The organism is Mesorhizobium sp. M0119, from assembly GCF_040322615.1.
Lineage (GTDB): Bacteria > Pseudomonadota > Alphaproteobacteria > Rhizobiales > Rhizobiaceae > Mesorhizobium.
Genome location: NZ_JAMYTU010000039.1, coordinates 1 through 15,135, shown reverse-complemented (window position 1 = coordinate 15,135; position 15,135 = coordinate 1). Strand labels below are relative to the sequence as shown.

General features: G+C 60.9%; 16 protein-coding genes. 3 read left to right on the top strand and 13 right to left on the bottom strand.

Translation table 11 applies throughout. The annotated features are described in order from the left end of the window. Positions 1-231: 231 nt before the first annotated feature. From ccoS to NKJ40_RS25725, 10 genes are all read right to left on the bottom strand, one after another. Positions 232-384 (bottom strand): cbb3-type cytochrome oxidase assembly protein CcoS, encoded by a 153-nt coding sequence (gene ccoS, locus NKJ40_RS25770; RefSeq protein ID WP_023679633.1) that lies wholly within the window; start codon positions 382-384, stop codon positions 232-234. After that, entirely contained in the window at positions 381-2,669 is a 2,289-nt protein-coding gene (locus NKJ40_RS25765) for a cation-translocating P-type ATPase (RefSeq protein WP_352468495.1), read from the bottom strand. Before NKJ40_RS25765 ends, ccoS begins: the two co-directional genes overlap by 4 nt. Then, a complete protein-coding gene (locus NKJ40_RS25760) occupies positions 2,666-3,163 on the bottom strand; it encodes a FixH family protein (protein WP_352468494.1) in 498 nt (165 codons plus the stop codon). The genes NKJ40_RS25765 and NKJ40_RS25760 overlap by 4 nt, the downstream gene beginning before the upstream one ends. After that, positions 3,160-4,719: a cytochrome c oxidase accessory protein CcoG gene (gene ccoG / locus NKJ40_RS25755; RefSeq protein WP_352468493.1), complete on the bottom strand. Its 1,560-nt coding sequence runs from the start codon at positions 4,717-4,719 to the stop codon at positions 3,160-3,162. The genes NKJ40_RS25760 and ccoG overlap by 4 nt, the downstream gene beginning before the upstream one ends. A 132-nt stretch (positions 4,720-4,851) precedes the next feature. Further along, a complete protein-coding gene (gene ccoP / locus NKJ40_RS25750; protein WP_352468492.1) occupies positions 4,852-5,715 on the bottom strand; it encodes a cytochrome-c oxidase, cbb3-type subunit III in 864 nt (287 codons plus the stop codon). Between the two features lie 2 nt (positions 5,716-5,717). Beyond that, positions 5,718-5,867 (bottom strand): cbb3-type cytochrome c oxidase subunit 3, encoded by a 150-nt coding sequence (locus NKJ40_RS25745; RefSeq protein ID WP_352457387.1) that lies wholly within the window; start codon positions 5,865-5,867, stop codon positions 5,718-5,720. 11 nt (positions 5,868-5,878) lie between these two features. Further along, a complete protein-coding gene (gene ccoO, locus NKJ40_RS25740; RefSeq protein WP_352468491.1) occupies positions 5,879-6,610 on the bottom strand; it encodes a cytochrome-c oxidase, cbb3-type subunit II in 732 nt (243 codons plus the stop codon). Continuing rightward, positions 6,601-8,232: a cytochrome-c oxidase, cbb3-type subunit I gene (gene ccoN / locus NKJ40_RS25735; protein WP_352468490.1), complete on the bottom strand. Its 1,632-nt coding sequence runs from the start codon at positions 8,230-8,232 to the stop codon at positions 6,601-6,603. Before ccoN ends, ccoO begins: the two co-directional genes overlap by 10 nt. Positions 8,233-8,277: 45 nt before the next feature. Then, the gene (locus tag NKJ40_RS25730; RefSeq protein ID WP_352468489.1) at positions 8,278-8,580 is read right to left on the bottom strand and encodes a hypothetical protein; all 303 of its coding nucleotides are present in this window, start codon (positions 8,578-8,580) and stop codon (positions 8,278-8,280) included. Between the two features lie 256 nt (positions 8,581-8,836). Further along, positions 8,837-9,583 carry a Crp/Fnr family transcriptional regulator gene (locus NKJ40_RS25725; protein ID WP_352468488.1) on the bottom strand — a complete coding sequence of 249 codons (747 nt, stop codon included), beginning with the start codon at positions 9,581-9,583 and terminating at the stop codon, positions 8,837-8,839. Between the two features lie 154 nt (positions 9,584-9,737). On the opposite strand from NKJ40_RS25725, the gene hemN reads away from it, so the two are divergent. Next, positions 9,738-11,087, top strand: coding sequence for an oxygen-independent coproporphyrinogen III oxidase (hemN, locus tag NKJ40_RS25720; RefSeq protein ID WP_352468487.1), 1,350 nt, complete (start codon positions 9,738-9,740; stop codon positions 11,085-11,087). 559 nt (positions 11,088-11,646) lie between these two features. On the opposite strand, the gene queE is transcribed toward hemN, so the two are convergent. Genes queE through queC form a run of 3 tightly spaced genes read right to left on the bottom strand, consistent with a single transcriptional unit; the run spans position 11,647 to position 13,432 of the window. Beyond that, on the bottom strand, positions 11,647-12,381 hold the full coding sequence (gene queE / locus NKJ40_RS25715; RefSeq protein WP_352468486.1) for a 7-carboxy-7-deazaguanine synthase QueE: 735 nt from the start codon (positions 12,379-12,381) through the stop codon (positions 11,647-11,649). Further along, positions 12,378-12,734 (bottom strand): 6-carboxytetrahydropterin synthase QueD, encoded by a 357-nt coding sequence (queD, locus tag NKJ40_RS25710; protein WP_023679623.1) that lies wholly within the window; start codon positions 12,732-12,734, stop codon positions 12,378-12,380. The genes queE and queD overlap by 4 nt, the downstream gene beginning before the upstream one ends. After that, a complete protein-coding gene (queC, locus tag NKJ40_RS25705) occupies positions 12,734-13,432 on the bottom strand; it encodes a 7-cyano-7-deazaguanine synthase QueC (protein ID WP_352468485.1) in 699 nt (232 codons plus the stop codon). The genes queD and queC overlap by 1 nt, the downstream gene beginning before the upstream one ends. A gap of 611 nt (positions 13,433-14,043) precedes the next feature. Between queC and NKJ40_RS25700 the strand changes: the two genes are divergently transcribed. Next, entirely contained in the window at positions 14,044-14,433 is a 390-nt protein-coding gene (locus NKJ40_RS25700) for a hypothetical protein (protein ID WP_023722055.1), read from the top strand. Between the two features lie 32 nt (positions 14,434-14,465). Then, on the top strand, positions 14,466-14,594 hold the full coding sequence (locus NKJ40_RS25695) for a hypothetical protein (RefSeq protein WP_023722056.1): 129 nt from the start codon (positions 14,466-14,468) through the stop codon (positions 14,592-14,594). Positions 14,595-15,135: the final 541 nt, after the last annotated feature.

Genomic DNA, 15,135 nt, shown 5'->3' with positions numbered 1-15,135 from the left:
GCTCGATAAACGCGGCAACGGCGGGTTCACGGTCGACTGGTCGACCGCCACACCATGGTCTGGTCAGGTCATCATGGAATGGCCGGCTTCCCGTTCGGTGCGGCCCTTTCCTGGCCGAAAGTTCGGCAACGTATTCTGGCTGATCCGTTCGCACCCGTCGCGCGCCGAAATCGGCATGACGCGAAGCAACCGCGGAAAATATTCGAGCGAGTCCCCGCAGGGCAGGCTGGGTCAACTGCGTGGCTCGTCGCGGTCGATCAGGATCCGCTCGGCGGCGCCATCGAGATCTTCATATTGGCCGCTCCTCAAGGCCCACAGGAACCCCGCCAGCCCAAGCGCTCCGAGGAACAGGGCCACAGGTATGAGGTAGGCGAGCGTCGTCATGAGGATTGTGCCAGTGCGCCAATGTCCGAGCGCCTGTCATGTCGGGCATCTTGCACCGATGCATTTGACACGAAACCTTGCAGACGTAGCGCATTGCCGATGACCAGGAGGGACGAGGCGGACATCGCGACCGCCGCGATCAGTGGCGTAACGTGCCCCAGGAGGGCGACCGGCACGGCGATGCCATTGTAAACGATCGCGAGGGCGATGTTCTGCCGGATCAGCCGTCCGGCCTTCCGCGAAATGTCTAAAGCAAGTGGGACCGCCAGAAGACTTTTACGCAGGAACACGAAATCCGCGGCGTTGCGACCGATATCCGCCGCCGTGGCGGGAGCTATCGAAACGTGTGCGGCGCCCAATGCAGGCGTGTCGTTGAGCCCATCGCCGACCATCAGCACCTTGTGGCCAGTTCGCGTCAATGCTTCGACGTGTTCGACCTTCCCGGAGGGAAGCAACGAGGGAACGAAGCGCTCGACGCCCAGTGCTTCCGCGACTTCGCCGCAGGCAGCTTCTGTGTCGCCCGACAGCATCTCCACCGACACGCCGGCGCCGTTCAGTTGCTCGATGGCCGCCTTGGCATCGGCACGCAGCTCATCCTCGAAATCGAAAGTCGCGACAATGACCCCGTCCTTCGTCAGAACGGTTCCGCCATAGCCTTGTTTGCCTTCGCCGCCGGTCCGAGCTTTCCACTCACGCCATCCGCGGCGACCCAGCCGCCAGGTACTGCCCTCGGCGATGGCTTCGATGCCGAAGCCCGGATGCTCGCTGACGGACGCGAGTTTCGGCTGGCCGGCAAAGGCTGCATTGCCAGCGATTGCCTTCGAAAAGGGATGGCGGGAATGCGCTGCCATCTCGGCCGCCATGGCGAGCATCGTCGGATCGATGGACGGCGCATTGATCAGCCTGGGCAGTCCGAGCGTAAGCGTGCCGGTTTTGTCGAACAATGCCGTGTCGATCCCGGCCAGGCGCTCCATGGCGGAGCCGTCCCTGACCATGACGCCGCTTTCAAACAGCCGCCGCGCAGCGACCACCTGCACGATCGGCACGGCGAGACCGAGCGCGCACGGGCATGTGATGATCAAAACGGCGATCGCGATTGTTATTGCCCGGTGCCAGTCGCCGGTCGCCGCCATCCAGCCGAGGAACGTCACAAAGGCGGTGAGGTGGACCACGGGGGCGTAGAGCGCGGAGACGCGATCGGCGATCCTGCGATGGCGGGCGCGGCCGCCCTCTGCCGCTTCCATCAGCCGAACCATTTCGGCCAGGAAGGAATCCTTCGCGGCGGCCGTCGCCTCGATGGTCAGCGGACCGGTGAGATTGAGTGTACCGGCCTGGACCTGCGCCCCCGGGCCCACCGTTCTGGGCGTGCTTTCCCCGGAAACCAGGGAACAGTCGAGATCCGATGCCCCGCCAATGATCCTGCCGTCGATGGGCACCCTCTCGCCAGCCGCAATCAAGAGCTCCATTCCTGGTTCGATCTCGCCAACCGGCAAGTAGTCGCGCGAACCATCCTCGCGCAGCACCATGGCGCCGCGCGCCGCCAGCCGAGCCAGTCCGTTCACGGCCGTCCGCGCCCGTTCCCGCATCACGTGATCCAGCGTGCGGCCGATCAGCAGAAAGAACAGCAGCGACACCGACGCGTCGAAATAAGCATGGTCGCCATGGTTGATCGTCTCGTAGAGGCTCATGGCGTAAGCGAGCGATACCCCGACCGCGATCGGCACGTCCATGTTCATGCGGCTGTGGCGCAGCGCATTCCAGGCCGAGCGAAAATAGATGCCGCCGGCGAAAGCGAGCGCAGGAATGGCAATCAAGGCCGAGACCCAATGGAACAGGTCGCGGGTCGCGCCTTGCGCGCCGGACCAGACGGAGACTGATAGCAGCATGATGTTGCCCGCCGCAAAGCCGGCGACCGCGACGGCGCGGATCAGTTCCGAGAGCGTCCTGTCCTTCCCGTCAGCCTCGGGATCGAACAGGTGCGCGCCATAGCCCAGCCGTCCAAGTGTGGCGACGAATGGCGGAACCTCGTCGCCGCGCCACCGGACCGAAACACGTTTCGTTGAAAGATTGACACGAGCGCCTTCGACGCGATCCAGCTTCCCGATCGCCGTCTCGATCGTCTGGATGCAGGCGGCACAATGCACAGCCGGCACCGAAAGGTCGGTCTGGCGAAGATTTTCGCCAATCGAGCGGCTCGCCAGTCTGATTTCCTGGCCAGAAGGCAGGACCAGTGTGACCTTTTCCAGGTCCAATGCCATTTCGGCGCCTGGCGCGCAGCAGCTCATTGCAGCGCCCCGCGGGAAATCACGATCCGGCGAACGTCGCGATAGGGTTCCGCAAGGCTCGCATCGGCGTCGATTTCGACGATCCAGACGCCATCCTTGGGGATGTGGTGCGCGGCGAATATCTGACCGGAGGCAGCGGCAAGAGTGACGGATTTGTCCTCGGCCTCGTAGGCGGGATGACGAAACAGCACCTTGACGCCATGCACGGCAACCGTCTTGCCGCCAGCATCGGTGAGGCTGTAGCGGACCTCACCGCCTGCGATGGTGAGTTTGCCAGTCCAGCCGAGGGCTGCCTGAGCTCGCCCTTGTTGGGCCTTTTTGTTGAATTGCTGGCTCGCCACATAGGTGTTTTCAACGACAAGACCGGTCCAGCTCGTGCTGGCCAGCGTCGCCATGGTCACATTCACGCCAACAACCACGCCGAAAAAGCTGAGAATGGTAAGCAGCATATGCCTTCCGGTAAATTCGCGGGGTCTTCGCATATTGACGCTCATCTAACGGTCTCCGGAGCGTTGAACGTGGCCGTGTATTCGTCGACTTCGAAACTTGCCTTGTCTTCGACCCGGAACTTGAATGTTTGCGCTTGGCCCTTGAGCTGTTCAGCCGGCTGGCGGACGAAAACCTTCAGCATCTTCAGCCGGTCGGGTTCGACCGGGATGGCAAAGGAGCGATCCGCCGGCAGGTTGATGCCGACAACGCTCATTTCGGCTCCATGCAGGCCCTGCATCGTGACGATGATCGTTCTTGGTTCGGGGATCATGTTGAGCAACTTGACGGTGTAGCCGTTGCGGATCGAACCGTCCGACAGCGTCACGGACTGCGGGTTGCGATCATGCAGGACATTCAATTCGAGCCGTTCGCGGGTCAGCAGCGAATAGAGCAGCGCGAGACCGACCGCCGACCAGGCGCTCATGTAGATGAAGGTGCGCGGGCGAAAGATCTTGCGGATATGGAAACGGGCCACCTTGTCGGAGAACAGGCCGTCAGCGCTCCTGACCACTGACGGGTTGACTGAACCGGAGCCGCCCGGGGTCGCCAGCATCATGTTGGCGTTGTAGTCGGCCAGCGTCGCATAGGAAATCAGTCCGCGCTCCCTGCCGAGCTTGTCCATGATACCATCACAGGTATCGATGCAGAGCGCGCAGGTGATGCATTCAAGCTGCTGGCCATCACGAATGTCGATCCCCATCGGGCACACCGCGACACAGGCATTGCAGTCGACGCAGTCACCGACGGGCTGCCCGGCGGCAAGGACCCTCTTGGCGTGGCGCGAGCGCGGTTCGCCGCGCCAGTCATTATAGGTGACGGTGAGCGACCTTTCGTCGAGCATGGCCGCCTGGATGCGCGGCCACGGGCACATATAGGTGCAGACCTGCTCGCGCATCAGCCCGCCGAACGTATAGGTCGTCGCTGTGAGCACAGCGACGGTGATGTAGGCGACAGGCGCTGCCGTGCCGGTGAAGAGTTCGATGAGCAAGGTCGGCGCATCGGCGAAATAGAAGATCCAGGCGCCGCCGGTCAGCACCCCTATGACCAGCCAAATGGCGTGTTTCGATGTTCGCAGCACGAGTTTGCGCGCAGTCCAGGGACCGGCATCGAGCTTGATGCGCGCGTTGCGGTCGCCCTCGATGGCTCGCTCGACGACCAGAAACAGATCGACCCACACGGTCTGCGGGCACGTATAGCCGCACCAGGCCCGACCGACGGTGGATGTGATCAGGAAAAGGCCGATACCGGCCATGACCAGAAGGCCGGCGACGTAGTAGAATTCCTGCGGCCATATCTCGATGAAGAAGAAGTAGAAACGCCGGTTGGCGACATCGAGCAGCACGGCCTGATCAGGGGCAAACGGGCCACGGTCCCACCGCAGCCAAGGTGTCAGGTAGTAGATCCCCAGCGTGATTGCCATCACCGACCACTTGAAGCGGCGGAAACTGCCAGAGGCCCGGTTCGGGAAGATCTTCTTGCGTGCGGCATAGAGCGGCTGACGGGTCTTGGCGGAGTTGACCGCATCGGCTTCGAGCCGTTCTATTTGCGTGTTATCGAGCACGAGAAGCTCCAGTCACCAGCGACGATTTCGCCGGAAGCCCGACCCATCGGTTTCTGGATGATGCCGAGGCCCGGCTCGCGCCGGGCCTCGTCGCTTGGCGGTTGGGGGGAGGACGAGAATAGGCTTGCGTTCCTATTCTCCGCCGCCAAGCGAATGGACATAGACCGCGAGTTCCTTGACCTTGATCTCGCCGAGACGCCCGATCCAGGCCGGCATGACGCCATGCCTCGGGGCGCGGACCTGCGCGGCGATGGCTGTTTCGCCAGACCCGTAAAGCCAGATCGCGTCGGTCAGGTCGGGTGCGCCGAGCTCCCTGTTGCCCTTTGCATTCTCACCATGACAGGCCGCACAATTCTCGGCGAAAACATTGGCGCCGAGTTCGATCAGGCTTGTGTCCTGAACAGGATCGGAGAGGCTTGCGACATAGGCGCCGACCTGCTTGATCTGATCCGTCGTGATGATGTCGCCAAAAGCAGGCATTTCCGACAGGCGCGTATCCGGGTCTGATGCGAAGCGGATGCCGTGCGCAATCGTCTGCTGGATCTGTTCGGCGTTGCCACCCCACAGCCAATCGTCGTCGTTTAGGTTGGGAAAACCCTTGGACCCTTGAGCGCCCGAGCCATGGCACTGCACGCAATTGACCTTGAACGCGGCGCCACCTGCGGCGATGGCGAATTCGCGTAGCGTATTGTCGGCTGTAATCTCGGAGACGGTCTTCGCCTGAATGGCAGCGACAAATTTACCCTTGGCCACTTCGGCCGCCGCCAGTTCATTCTTGACGTCTCTGCGGCTCGAATACCCCAGCACACCCCTGGTCGCGGAAGTCAGCATCGGCCATGCCGGATAGACGACGGTGTAGCCGATCGCCCAGGCAATGGTGATGTAGAAGGTTATGACCCACCAGCGCGGAAGCGGGTTGTTGAGTTCCTTGATGCCGTCCCACTCATGGCCGGTCGTCGAGATGCCCGAAACCTCGTCGATATGCTCGCTGCCCATGATCAGTCGTCCTTGAGAGGAATGTGAGCGGCTCTCTCGGCTTGCCTGCGGCTGCCGGGACGAAATGCAAAGGCAACGCATCCGAGGAAGAAAAGTGCCATGGCAAGCAGGCCCCAGCTGTCGGCAAACTCCCGCATGAAATTGTAGGTCATCGCCATTCTCCTCAGCGGTAACCGGCGGCTTCGTCATAGGTCCTGAAATCGACCAGCGTGCCGAGCATCTGGAGATAGGCGACCAGCGCATCCATTTCGGTGACCTGCTGCGGATCGCCGTCGAAGTCCCCAAGCTTGGCTTTCGGATAGCGTCTCTCCAGGCCCGATGTGTCGGCATTCGCATCGGCCTGCGTCATGAGATCGGCATTGGCATGAGCGATCATGTCGTCTGAATAGGGCACACCGACACGGCTGTTGGCGATCAGATGCGTCGAGAAATCCTTCACCTCGATTGGCATGTGCTTCAGAAACGCGTAGCTCGGCATGATCGATTCCGGCACCACGGAGCGTGGTTCGGTGAGATGCTGGACATGCCATGCGTTGGAGTAGCGGTCGCCGACCCGGGCGAGATCCGGCCCCGTGCGCTTCGAGCCCCACTGGAACGGGTGGTCGTACATCGACTCGGCCGCCAGGCTATAGTGGCCGTAGCGCTCGACTTCGTCGCGGAATGGCCTGATCATCTGGCTGTGGCAGAGGTAGCAGCCCTCGCGCACATAGATGTTGCGCCCCACCAGTTCGAGTGGCGAGTAAGGGCGCATGCCTTCAACCTTCTCGATCGTGTTGTCGAGATAGAAGAGCGGCGCGATCTCGACGATACCGCCGATTGTTACGACCAGCAGGGACCCGAGGAGAAGCAGTGTGGCGTTCTTCTCGATGACCGCGTGTCTGTCCATCAAGCCCATTTTCTGGCTCCTGATCGCACAGGCTGGAGGGCGGGGATGGAGCGCGGCATCGGATCCTCCTCGCGCCGGTAGCCGAGGATGGTCATGGCGATGTTCCAGGCCATGATGAGGGCGCCCGACAGATACATCGCGCCGCCGATGGCACGCATGATGTAGTAGGGATGCATGGCGGCGACGGTTTCGGCGAAGGAGTAGACCAGGAAGCCCTGCTCGTTGTATTCGCGCCACATCAGGCCCTGCATGACGCCGGAGACCCACATCACCGCGGCGTAAACGACGATCCCAAGCGTCGCCAGCCAGAAGTGCCAGTTGACGAGCCGCAGCGAATAAAGCCGGTCGCGGTTCCATAACTTCGGGACCATGAAATAAATCGCGCCGAACGAGATCATGCCAACCCATCCGAGCGCGCCCGAATGGACGTGACCGATGGTCCAGTCGGTGTAGTGCGAGAGCGAGTTGACGGCCTTGATCGACATCATCGGGCCTTCGAAGGTGGACATCCCGTAGAAGGCGATGGCCATCACCATCATACGGATGATCGGGTCGGTGCGCAGCTTGTCCCAGGCGCCCGAGAGCGTCATCAGGCCGTTTATCATGCCGCCCCACGAGGGCATCCAGAGCATGATCGAGAACACCATGCCGAGCGTCTGGGCCCAGTCCGGCAGGGCGGTGTAGTGGAGGTGGTGCGGACCGGCCCAGATGTAGAGAAAGATCAAAGCCCAGAAGTGGATGATCGACAGCCGGTAGGAATAGACAGGTCGGTTGGCTTGCTTGGGCACGAAATAATACATCATGCCGAGGAAGCCGGCGGTGAGGAAGAAGCCGACGGCATTGTGGCCGTACCACCATTGCGTCAGGGCGTCCTGTACGCCGGAGAAGGCTGAATAGCTCTTGGAGCCCAGGAAGGAGACCGGCATCGACAGGTTGTTGATCACATGCAGCATTGCGATGGTCACGATGAAGGCAAGGTAGAACCAGTTGGCGACATAGATGTGCGGTTCCTTGCGCTTTAGGATCGTGCCGAGGAACAGGATGAGATAGGCGACCCAGACAATGGTCAGCCACAGGTCCACATACCATTCGGGCTCGGCGTATTCGCGGCTCTCGGTTATGCCGAGCAGGTAGCCGGTCGCCGCCATGACGATGAAGAGCTGGTAGCCCCAGAACACGAACCAGCCGAGATCGCCGCCGAACAGCCGAGCGCGGCAGGTGCGCTGGACGACATACAGCGACGTGCAGAGCAGCGCATTGCCGCCGAAGGCGAAGACGACGCCCGACGTATGCAATGGCCGTAAACGGCCGAAATTGAACCAGGGCTGGATGTTGAGATCGGGGTAGGCGAGCTGCAGGGCGATGACCACGCCGACCAGCATGCCGACGACGCCCCAGAATACGGTGGCGATGGCACCGTAGCGGATCGGCCCATCCATGTAAGCGGCGGGGTCGATCGGAACTGCCGGCTTGAACTCCGTGTTGCGCAACAGAATCGCCGTGAAGCCAGCCACGGCGAAGAACAAAACCCACATATGCCGCCGAAAAGGTTCATCTACGCCGAAGCCGGCAGCCACCAGGGCCGCAAACGCAAACAGGCTTAGAAGGACGATCTCTGTGCCGAATTTCATCGCAAGCCCCGATTTCCAATTCCGGCGGGCGCCAACCGCAGTGCCTTATTGCGCAGCCGTGGCCTGCTCGCCCTGATCCATGTCAGAGCCGCACGATTTTGCTTCGAGCAGCATCGAGTTCGGTGCGATCAGACTGTGGCGATCGAATGTGGAAGCGCAGCACCGGCCGCCACGCTTATGGACAGGCCCCGCGTCCCCGGTCGGGCCGGGTATGGAGGCGATCGCGGGCGTGTGGGGAAGCGCGCCTTCTGTGACGCTGGAAAGTAGGCCGATGCCTTGCCGAACGTCGATCGTTTCAATGCCTTGGGACAGCCAGCGCCAGCGTTGCGCTGCCTTCGTGACATTCATGGTTCGGGGAGACGGCGATTTTCCCCTGCGTATGAGGCGTATTGACTTCGGCCGAGTGCGATCCTGCCTGGAACAGCCGGTTGCACGTCGAGCACCTCGAGGATGGATGCTTCGCCGACGAGTTGGCCGAAACGCACCTGGCTCATGCGATCGGATGGAGAGCGGGCTGTCGCTATGCGACTTCTTCTAAGGCCAACGCGAGCATGCCCTGCCCCGAACGAAGTAAGTGACGTAGGCCATGCAGCTTCGGTGTCATTCAAACGGTGGTTGCGCCTCGGCCGCCGCAGCGCCGTTCCAGCCGGCTCATGCTGTCCACGGTGACACGGCGGTTGTTCTCGATCCGAATCACGCCGTCCATTCTCAGGCTGGTCAGCTGACGGCTCACGGTCTCGTTTGTAATTCCAAGGAAATCAGAGATGTCGGCACGCGTCATCGGCAGCTCGAAGCACGCCGACCTAGCCGCCGGGTCAACACTGGAACCGATATTCCGGGCGATCATGAGGAGAAAGCTCGCCACCTTCTCCGGTGCGGTCTTGCGCCCCAGAGTCACCATCCATTCGCGTGCCTCGTCGAGTTCGTTCAGCGCCTGCTTGAGCAGGCGATGCACAAATTCCGGTGATTCCTTCATCATCCGTTCGATGGCCGCTCTCGGAAACGAGCATAGCGAGACAGCTGTTGCCGCTTCCGCATTGATCGCGCTTTTCATCTTGAAGGGCCGTCCCAGAAAATCCGGCGCGAACTGAAGGCCGACGATCTGCTGGCGGCCGTCCGAAAGGCTCTTCGTCAGCTTCACCACGCCTGAAAGCACGTTTGAATAACAGTCGACCGTCTCGGCGTCGCCGATCAGTTCGACCCCCGGCTCGATATTGTGCCGCGACGACGTCTTGGCGAGCTGAGCCAAATGGTCTGGTTCGAGCGCACCACAGACACCGCGGTGCCGTGCCTCGCAAGACAGGCAAAGAACGGGAATGCCGGAACTGTGAATGTCCTGCCGTAATGTCATTCGATCGCTCTACCGGTCCAGTGCGGGCAGGATAGCAATCGACGGTAGAAAAATCCTTGCGGCAGTTTGTCCGTGCTGAAGGTTGATCGAAATCAGGGCTTAGGCTCATCCAAGCATCCACAGTTCCGGCGACGCAAACACGGTGGACCACGACATGCGACTGGAGCTAGCTGCCAGACTTGGCGAGAACGTCCCGCGCTATACCAGCTATCCGACCGCGCCGCATTTCCATGCGGGGGTCGATGCCGTCGTTTACCGAGGCTGGTTGGAGGCGCTCCAAGGTGGTGACGAGATATCGCTTTACCTCCATATTCCCTATTGCGACAAGCTTTGCTGGTTCTGCGCTTGCCACACCAAGCAGACACGCCACTACGAACCAGTGACCACATATCTGCGCTCACTGGATGCCGAGATCGCTACCGTCTCCAGTCTTGTCGCAGGCAAGGGCCGCGTGCGTGCCGTCCATTTCGGCGGCGGTTCGCCGACGATGCTCAAACCGGAAGATATCGTGGCGCTGGGAACCGTCCTGCGCAACAGCTTCACGTTTCTCCCCGGTGCAAAGATCAGCGTTGAGATCGAACCCAACGATATGGACGATGCCCGCCTCGATGCACTTGCCGAAATCGGCATGACAAGGGCGAGCCTCGGCGTCCAGGATTTCGACCCGAAGGTGCAGAAAGCGATCAACCGCGAGCAGAGCTTTCTGCAGACCAAGACAGTTGTTGATGGCGTTCGTTCGCGCGGCGTCGAATCCGTCAATCTCGATCTGCTCTACGGCCTGCCGCATCAGACCAGGGAGAGCGTCGCCTCCACGGTTGCACAGGCCCTGACCCTGGAACCGGATCGGATCGCGCTTTTTGGCTACGCCCATGTGCCGTGGTTCAAGAAACATCAGACGATGATCGACAAGGCCTGGTTGCCGGGTCCGGCGGAGCGGTTTGCCCAATCGCAATTGGCAGCGCGGGCGATCATGGACCAGGGATACGAAGCAATCGGGCTCGATCATTTCGCCAAGCCGGGCGATGCGCTGGCGCTTGCGGCACGCGCCGGGACTTTGCACCGGAACTTCCAAGGCTACACCGAGGACTGCTACGAGACATTGATCGGCCTCGGCCCATCGTCCATCAGCCAGTTTCGCCAGGGCTATGCACAGAATATGCCTTCGACCGCCGAGTATGGACGCATGGTTGCTGATGGCGGGCTGGCCGCTGTTCGGGGTATCGCGCTTTCCGACGACGACCGTGTTCGCGGCTGGATCATCGAGCGATTGATGTGTGACTTCGCCTTCTCGGCGATTGAGCTGGTGGAGCGCTTTGGCGAAGCCGGCCAAAGACTTCTCCTCAAGGCGAGTTCCACGGCCCTCCAAGATCCTGCGCGGTTGCTTGAACTTGATGGTGACCGCTTCGTCGTGCCTGCGGAAAGCCGGCCCTTTGTCAGGAGCATCGCGGCAAAGTTCGACAAATATTTCGAAAGTGGAACGGCCAGGCACTCAGCGGCAGTCTGAGCACCGCAGAGGAACGGTCATGGTTCTCAGTCGATCGTGAACCGATTGCGCTACATTTTTCACTGTTGATCGGCGACCGTCGTGTCGAGACAGGATTCGGAGCGGACCAGACGCGTCTTGGTATAGCGACGATATCGTCCGGTCGTGCCTTCCGGCGCCGTATTCCATTTCGCAGTCCCTGAAGCGCCACGTCGAGTCCGGCCTCTTTTCTGTATCGGAAGCAGTCGACAATCGTCCTGGCCAGATCATGGTTGTCGGCCGACAGCTCCCTTCGGCCTTGCAACAAGGGTCCGCAAGGACCGTGCCAGCTGCAGCAGGCGCCGCCGCATCGCACCACCACACTATCCACCCGTGGCTCGCGCTAACCTTTGATTGGTTCGCGCTAGGCCGACGCCCGTCGAAACCGAGCCTCGGCAACATTCCGAGTCGTAAGCGGCTGGCCACGCTCTTGGTGCCGGTGGCAGAAAGTCCGCAAGCACCCCGGCAGCGCCGTCAAGCGTGGGACAACCCGTCCACCCGAATATCCGCCGGCGCAGTTTCAGTGAAAAGCGGGCCTAGGCTAGACGGCTCTCTTGTTACCCCAGAGCATAACGTGCAGCTGCGGCAGCACACGGGCTTCGAACCACCTGTCGCGGGTCACGGCATCAACCAGCCACTCCATGCGCTTCAATATTCCGTCAAGGTCGACAGGAGCGTCTTCATTTGCGGGGCGTGGCGGCGTGTGATTGCCGGGTTGCAGATAGATCGGAAGTCGCGGAAATCTCGCAGCGGCGTCTTTCGCGTAGGCGTAGTCCCTTTCGTCGAAAACAATGAGCTTGAGCACGACTTGCGGCCTGCCTTGTGCCGCCTGGAGGCACGCCTCGAAAGCGGCCCAATCGGTCGTCATTTGGCTTGACGGCGGCTTTGGGCTGAGGACTAGCACGTCAAGGTCGGCAAACCAGTCCCTGGCCACCGAACCTTGGGTTTCCAGCGCAAAACGGTAACCTTCACCATGGCCTCGCTCGATGAGCGCGCCGAGCGGCTGGATGGCCGGATTGCCGCCTGACAGCGATACCATCAGCGGGCGGCCACCGGAAAGCGCAAGCACGTTTTGCCACACCGCGGCAATGGACATCATCTCCCATTCATGGCGGAATTGATTGTCCACCGCATGCAGGCTGTCGCACCAGGAACAGCGATAGTCACACCCGCCGGTTCTGACGAAGACCGTCGGCAAACCGATGAGCACGCCCTCGCCCTGGATCGTCGGCCCGAAAATCTCACTCACGCGGATTGCGGGATGCGTATCGGTCATGGCCGGTATTCCGCCCAGGTTTTCGGCGTTTCGCTCACCCGCACGGCCGAGGTTTCGGGCAGGCGTGCCTTGCACCATTCATAAAAATGTCTGGCCAGATATTCCGCCGTGACTTGCTCATGTCCCAGCACGTCGTTGAGATGTCGGTGGTCGAAGCTCTCGTCGATGTAGCGTTTGAATGGCGCCAAATCGTGATAGTCGCGCACGAAGCCGTTCTCGTTCAGTCCATTCGCTGAAAGCTCCACTTCAACGATGTAGTTATGCCCGTGCAGGCGCGCGCATTGGTGATCGGGTGGCAACGAGGTGAGCTGATGCGAGGCTGAGAAGTGGAATTCCTTGGTGATGCGGAACATTACGCGGTCCTCCTTCGCAGCGCATCGAGCCAGAAGTCGGAGTCCTCGTAGTCGGTGGGGTCCGGCTGCCCAGAGAGATGAAACGCCTCGCGCCGCTCGACACAGGTCCCGCACCTCCCGCAGTGACGCTCGGCGCCCTTGTAGCAGGACCAGGTCTGCGCAAATGGCGTGCCGTATGCTGCTCCATTCCTAACAATGTCCGCCTTCGTGAGATTCACATAGGGTGCATAAATGCGAATCTTCGCGCAGCCGTCGAGCGCGTGGTCCTGCATCATCTGGAAAGCGTCGATGAAGGCCGGACGGCAGTCGGGATAAATGAAATGATCCCCACCATGCACGGCCGTCGCCACCGCGTCAGCGTCGTGCGCTGCGGCGAAGCCGAAGGCAATGGCCAACATGATGGCGTTCCGGTTCGGCACCACCGTGACCTTCATCGTGTCTTCGGCGTAGTGCCCGTCGGGCACGTCCACATTATCGGTCAGCGCGGAGCCGGAAAGGCCGCCGCCGATCTCGTGGATGTCGATGATGCGGTGCGGGACGCTCAGTCGCTCCGCACAAAGGGCGGCGAAGCCCAATTCCTTCCTATGCCGTTGGCCGTAATCGAAAGATAAGAGGCCGGCGAGTTCGTGCTCCGCTGCCACCTTGTGAGCAAGGGTGACGGAGTCCAATCCGCCGGAGCAGACGACGAGAGTCTTCATTGTTGGGTCCTTGTTTTAACCGGGTAGGCTGCGACCGGAGATTTCTCTGCGCTCCCAGTACTTCAGGAAATCCATTTTGTGAAGTGAACGGGGGACGAGTTTCATGCGCTGACGTGCCGCTGTGTGCAAGGCGCCCTCGCGGTGAGCCTGCAAGGAACACGGACTAGCGAAACGTCACGCTTCAGCGGAATGCTCAAAGGCGAGCGCACCGGAATATGCTCTGCAGGAGGTCCGGACCTTCGTAAACAAAGTTCTCGACGATCAAGCGCCCGGCGGTCCCGAGCTTCGAGGGACGCCACCGCGAGGGTTTCAGGTACAAGACGGCCCGAGGATGGGCTTGCCGCAAGAGAACGGACTTACCAGTGGGATGTTCAGCGACGCCGATGCAGATGTCTGGAATGATCACGACATCAATTGTCGCGGCAACTTTGGCTGGCCTGCTCTCGGGTTCCGTAGATCCAGCGCATTCCGCTTCAGGATCGGTTCGAACCGGAGCACTCCCTCGGTCAATGGACGTCCGGCAACAACCTGAATGATCGGTCGTGAGCCGACATCTGTGAACAAGCGGTGTGGTCGATTGCTATCACCCATGTGTTGCGCGCAGGTACCTTATGGCAGTGGATGAACTGGATTTGATGGTTTTACAGCTGGCGGTCGAAAGCGTCCGCTCGCTCTCCTTAAGCTTCGCTGAAAAGGCCGCCGAGGTAGCCACCAGGAGCCGCGGCATCCTGCTTTTCGACGTGCGGGTCGACGGTGATGCGGGGGTCCAGCGGGTCGCAGCCATCCGATATCAGGGCGACCAGATCGGCGTGCTGGCGTTGGACAGACAGGGCCTTGTTACCCACCATTGCATCGTCAACGGTACGTTCTCACATTTCATTGCGCCCTTGGAGAACTGGCACAGCATGCCCCTGTCGATGCAGGCCAAGATCGATGCCAACGGCCATGCCAGTCTCTTCCTAGGGGCCTTGCGAAATGCCGGACATTTGCTGGGCAGCTAGCATTTGGCCAGAATGCATCTGTGAATTTTTGCATGCGCATCGCTGCCGACAGCGCCGGCATGATTGTCGTGCTCGAAAACGGCTGCGGCGATCGCGGCAAAGCGATCGCCGCGATGATGGCGATCTACGCGTGGGCGTTGCATCGATGCGCGATCGTTTAGACAGAGGTCTCCGCCTGGCATCGAGCAACATGCACGGAGGTACGCAAAGCGCAAATGCATCAAGTATTTGAAGGGACGAGCCCCTCGCGCAAATGGAGCTTGCGCTGCCGTTGTCGTCCCATCGTGCCGCCGAACTCGGGGGCGTGACGATCGACCACGATGGCCTATTTTTTTGCAAAGCCGAATGTCCCGATTCCGAAGCCAAGGAAAAAACTCCGACCACAGCGAAGAATAGTAACAACACGGGCGACGCAAGCCGCCTTGCCTCCAGCAGGGGAGGTGCTTGCGGTGCTCTCACCGACACAAGATCGCAAATGGCACGTGGGTGAGCACCAGAACTGGCGACACGCATGGTGATCGGCTTGACTCGCTGGAGGAAGCACAAGGCCTCAGTGGGCGGAGGCGCCAGCGACGATAGAATACTGGCTGGCTGCTCGGGATCTGATCGTTGAAATGACGTAGGATTTGGTTGCTTAAGCCGATCCGAACCATTTCCCGGAGACCACACCCACCATGAACGATCTTGCGCTGCCGCTGAGCG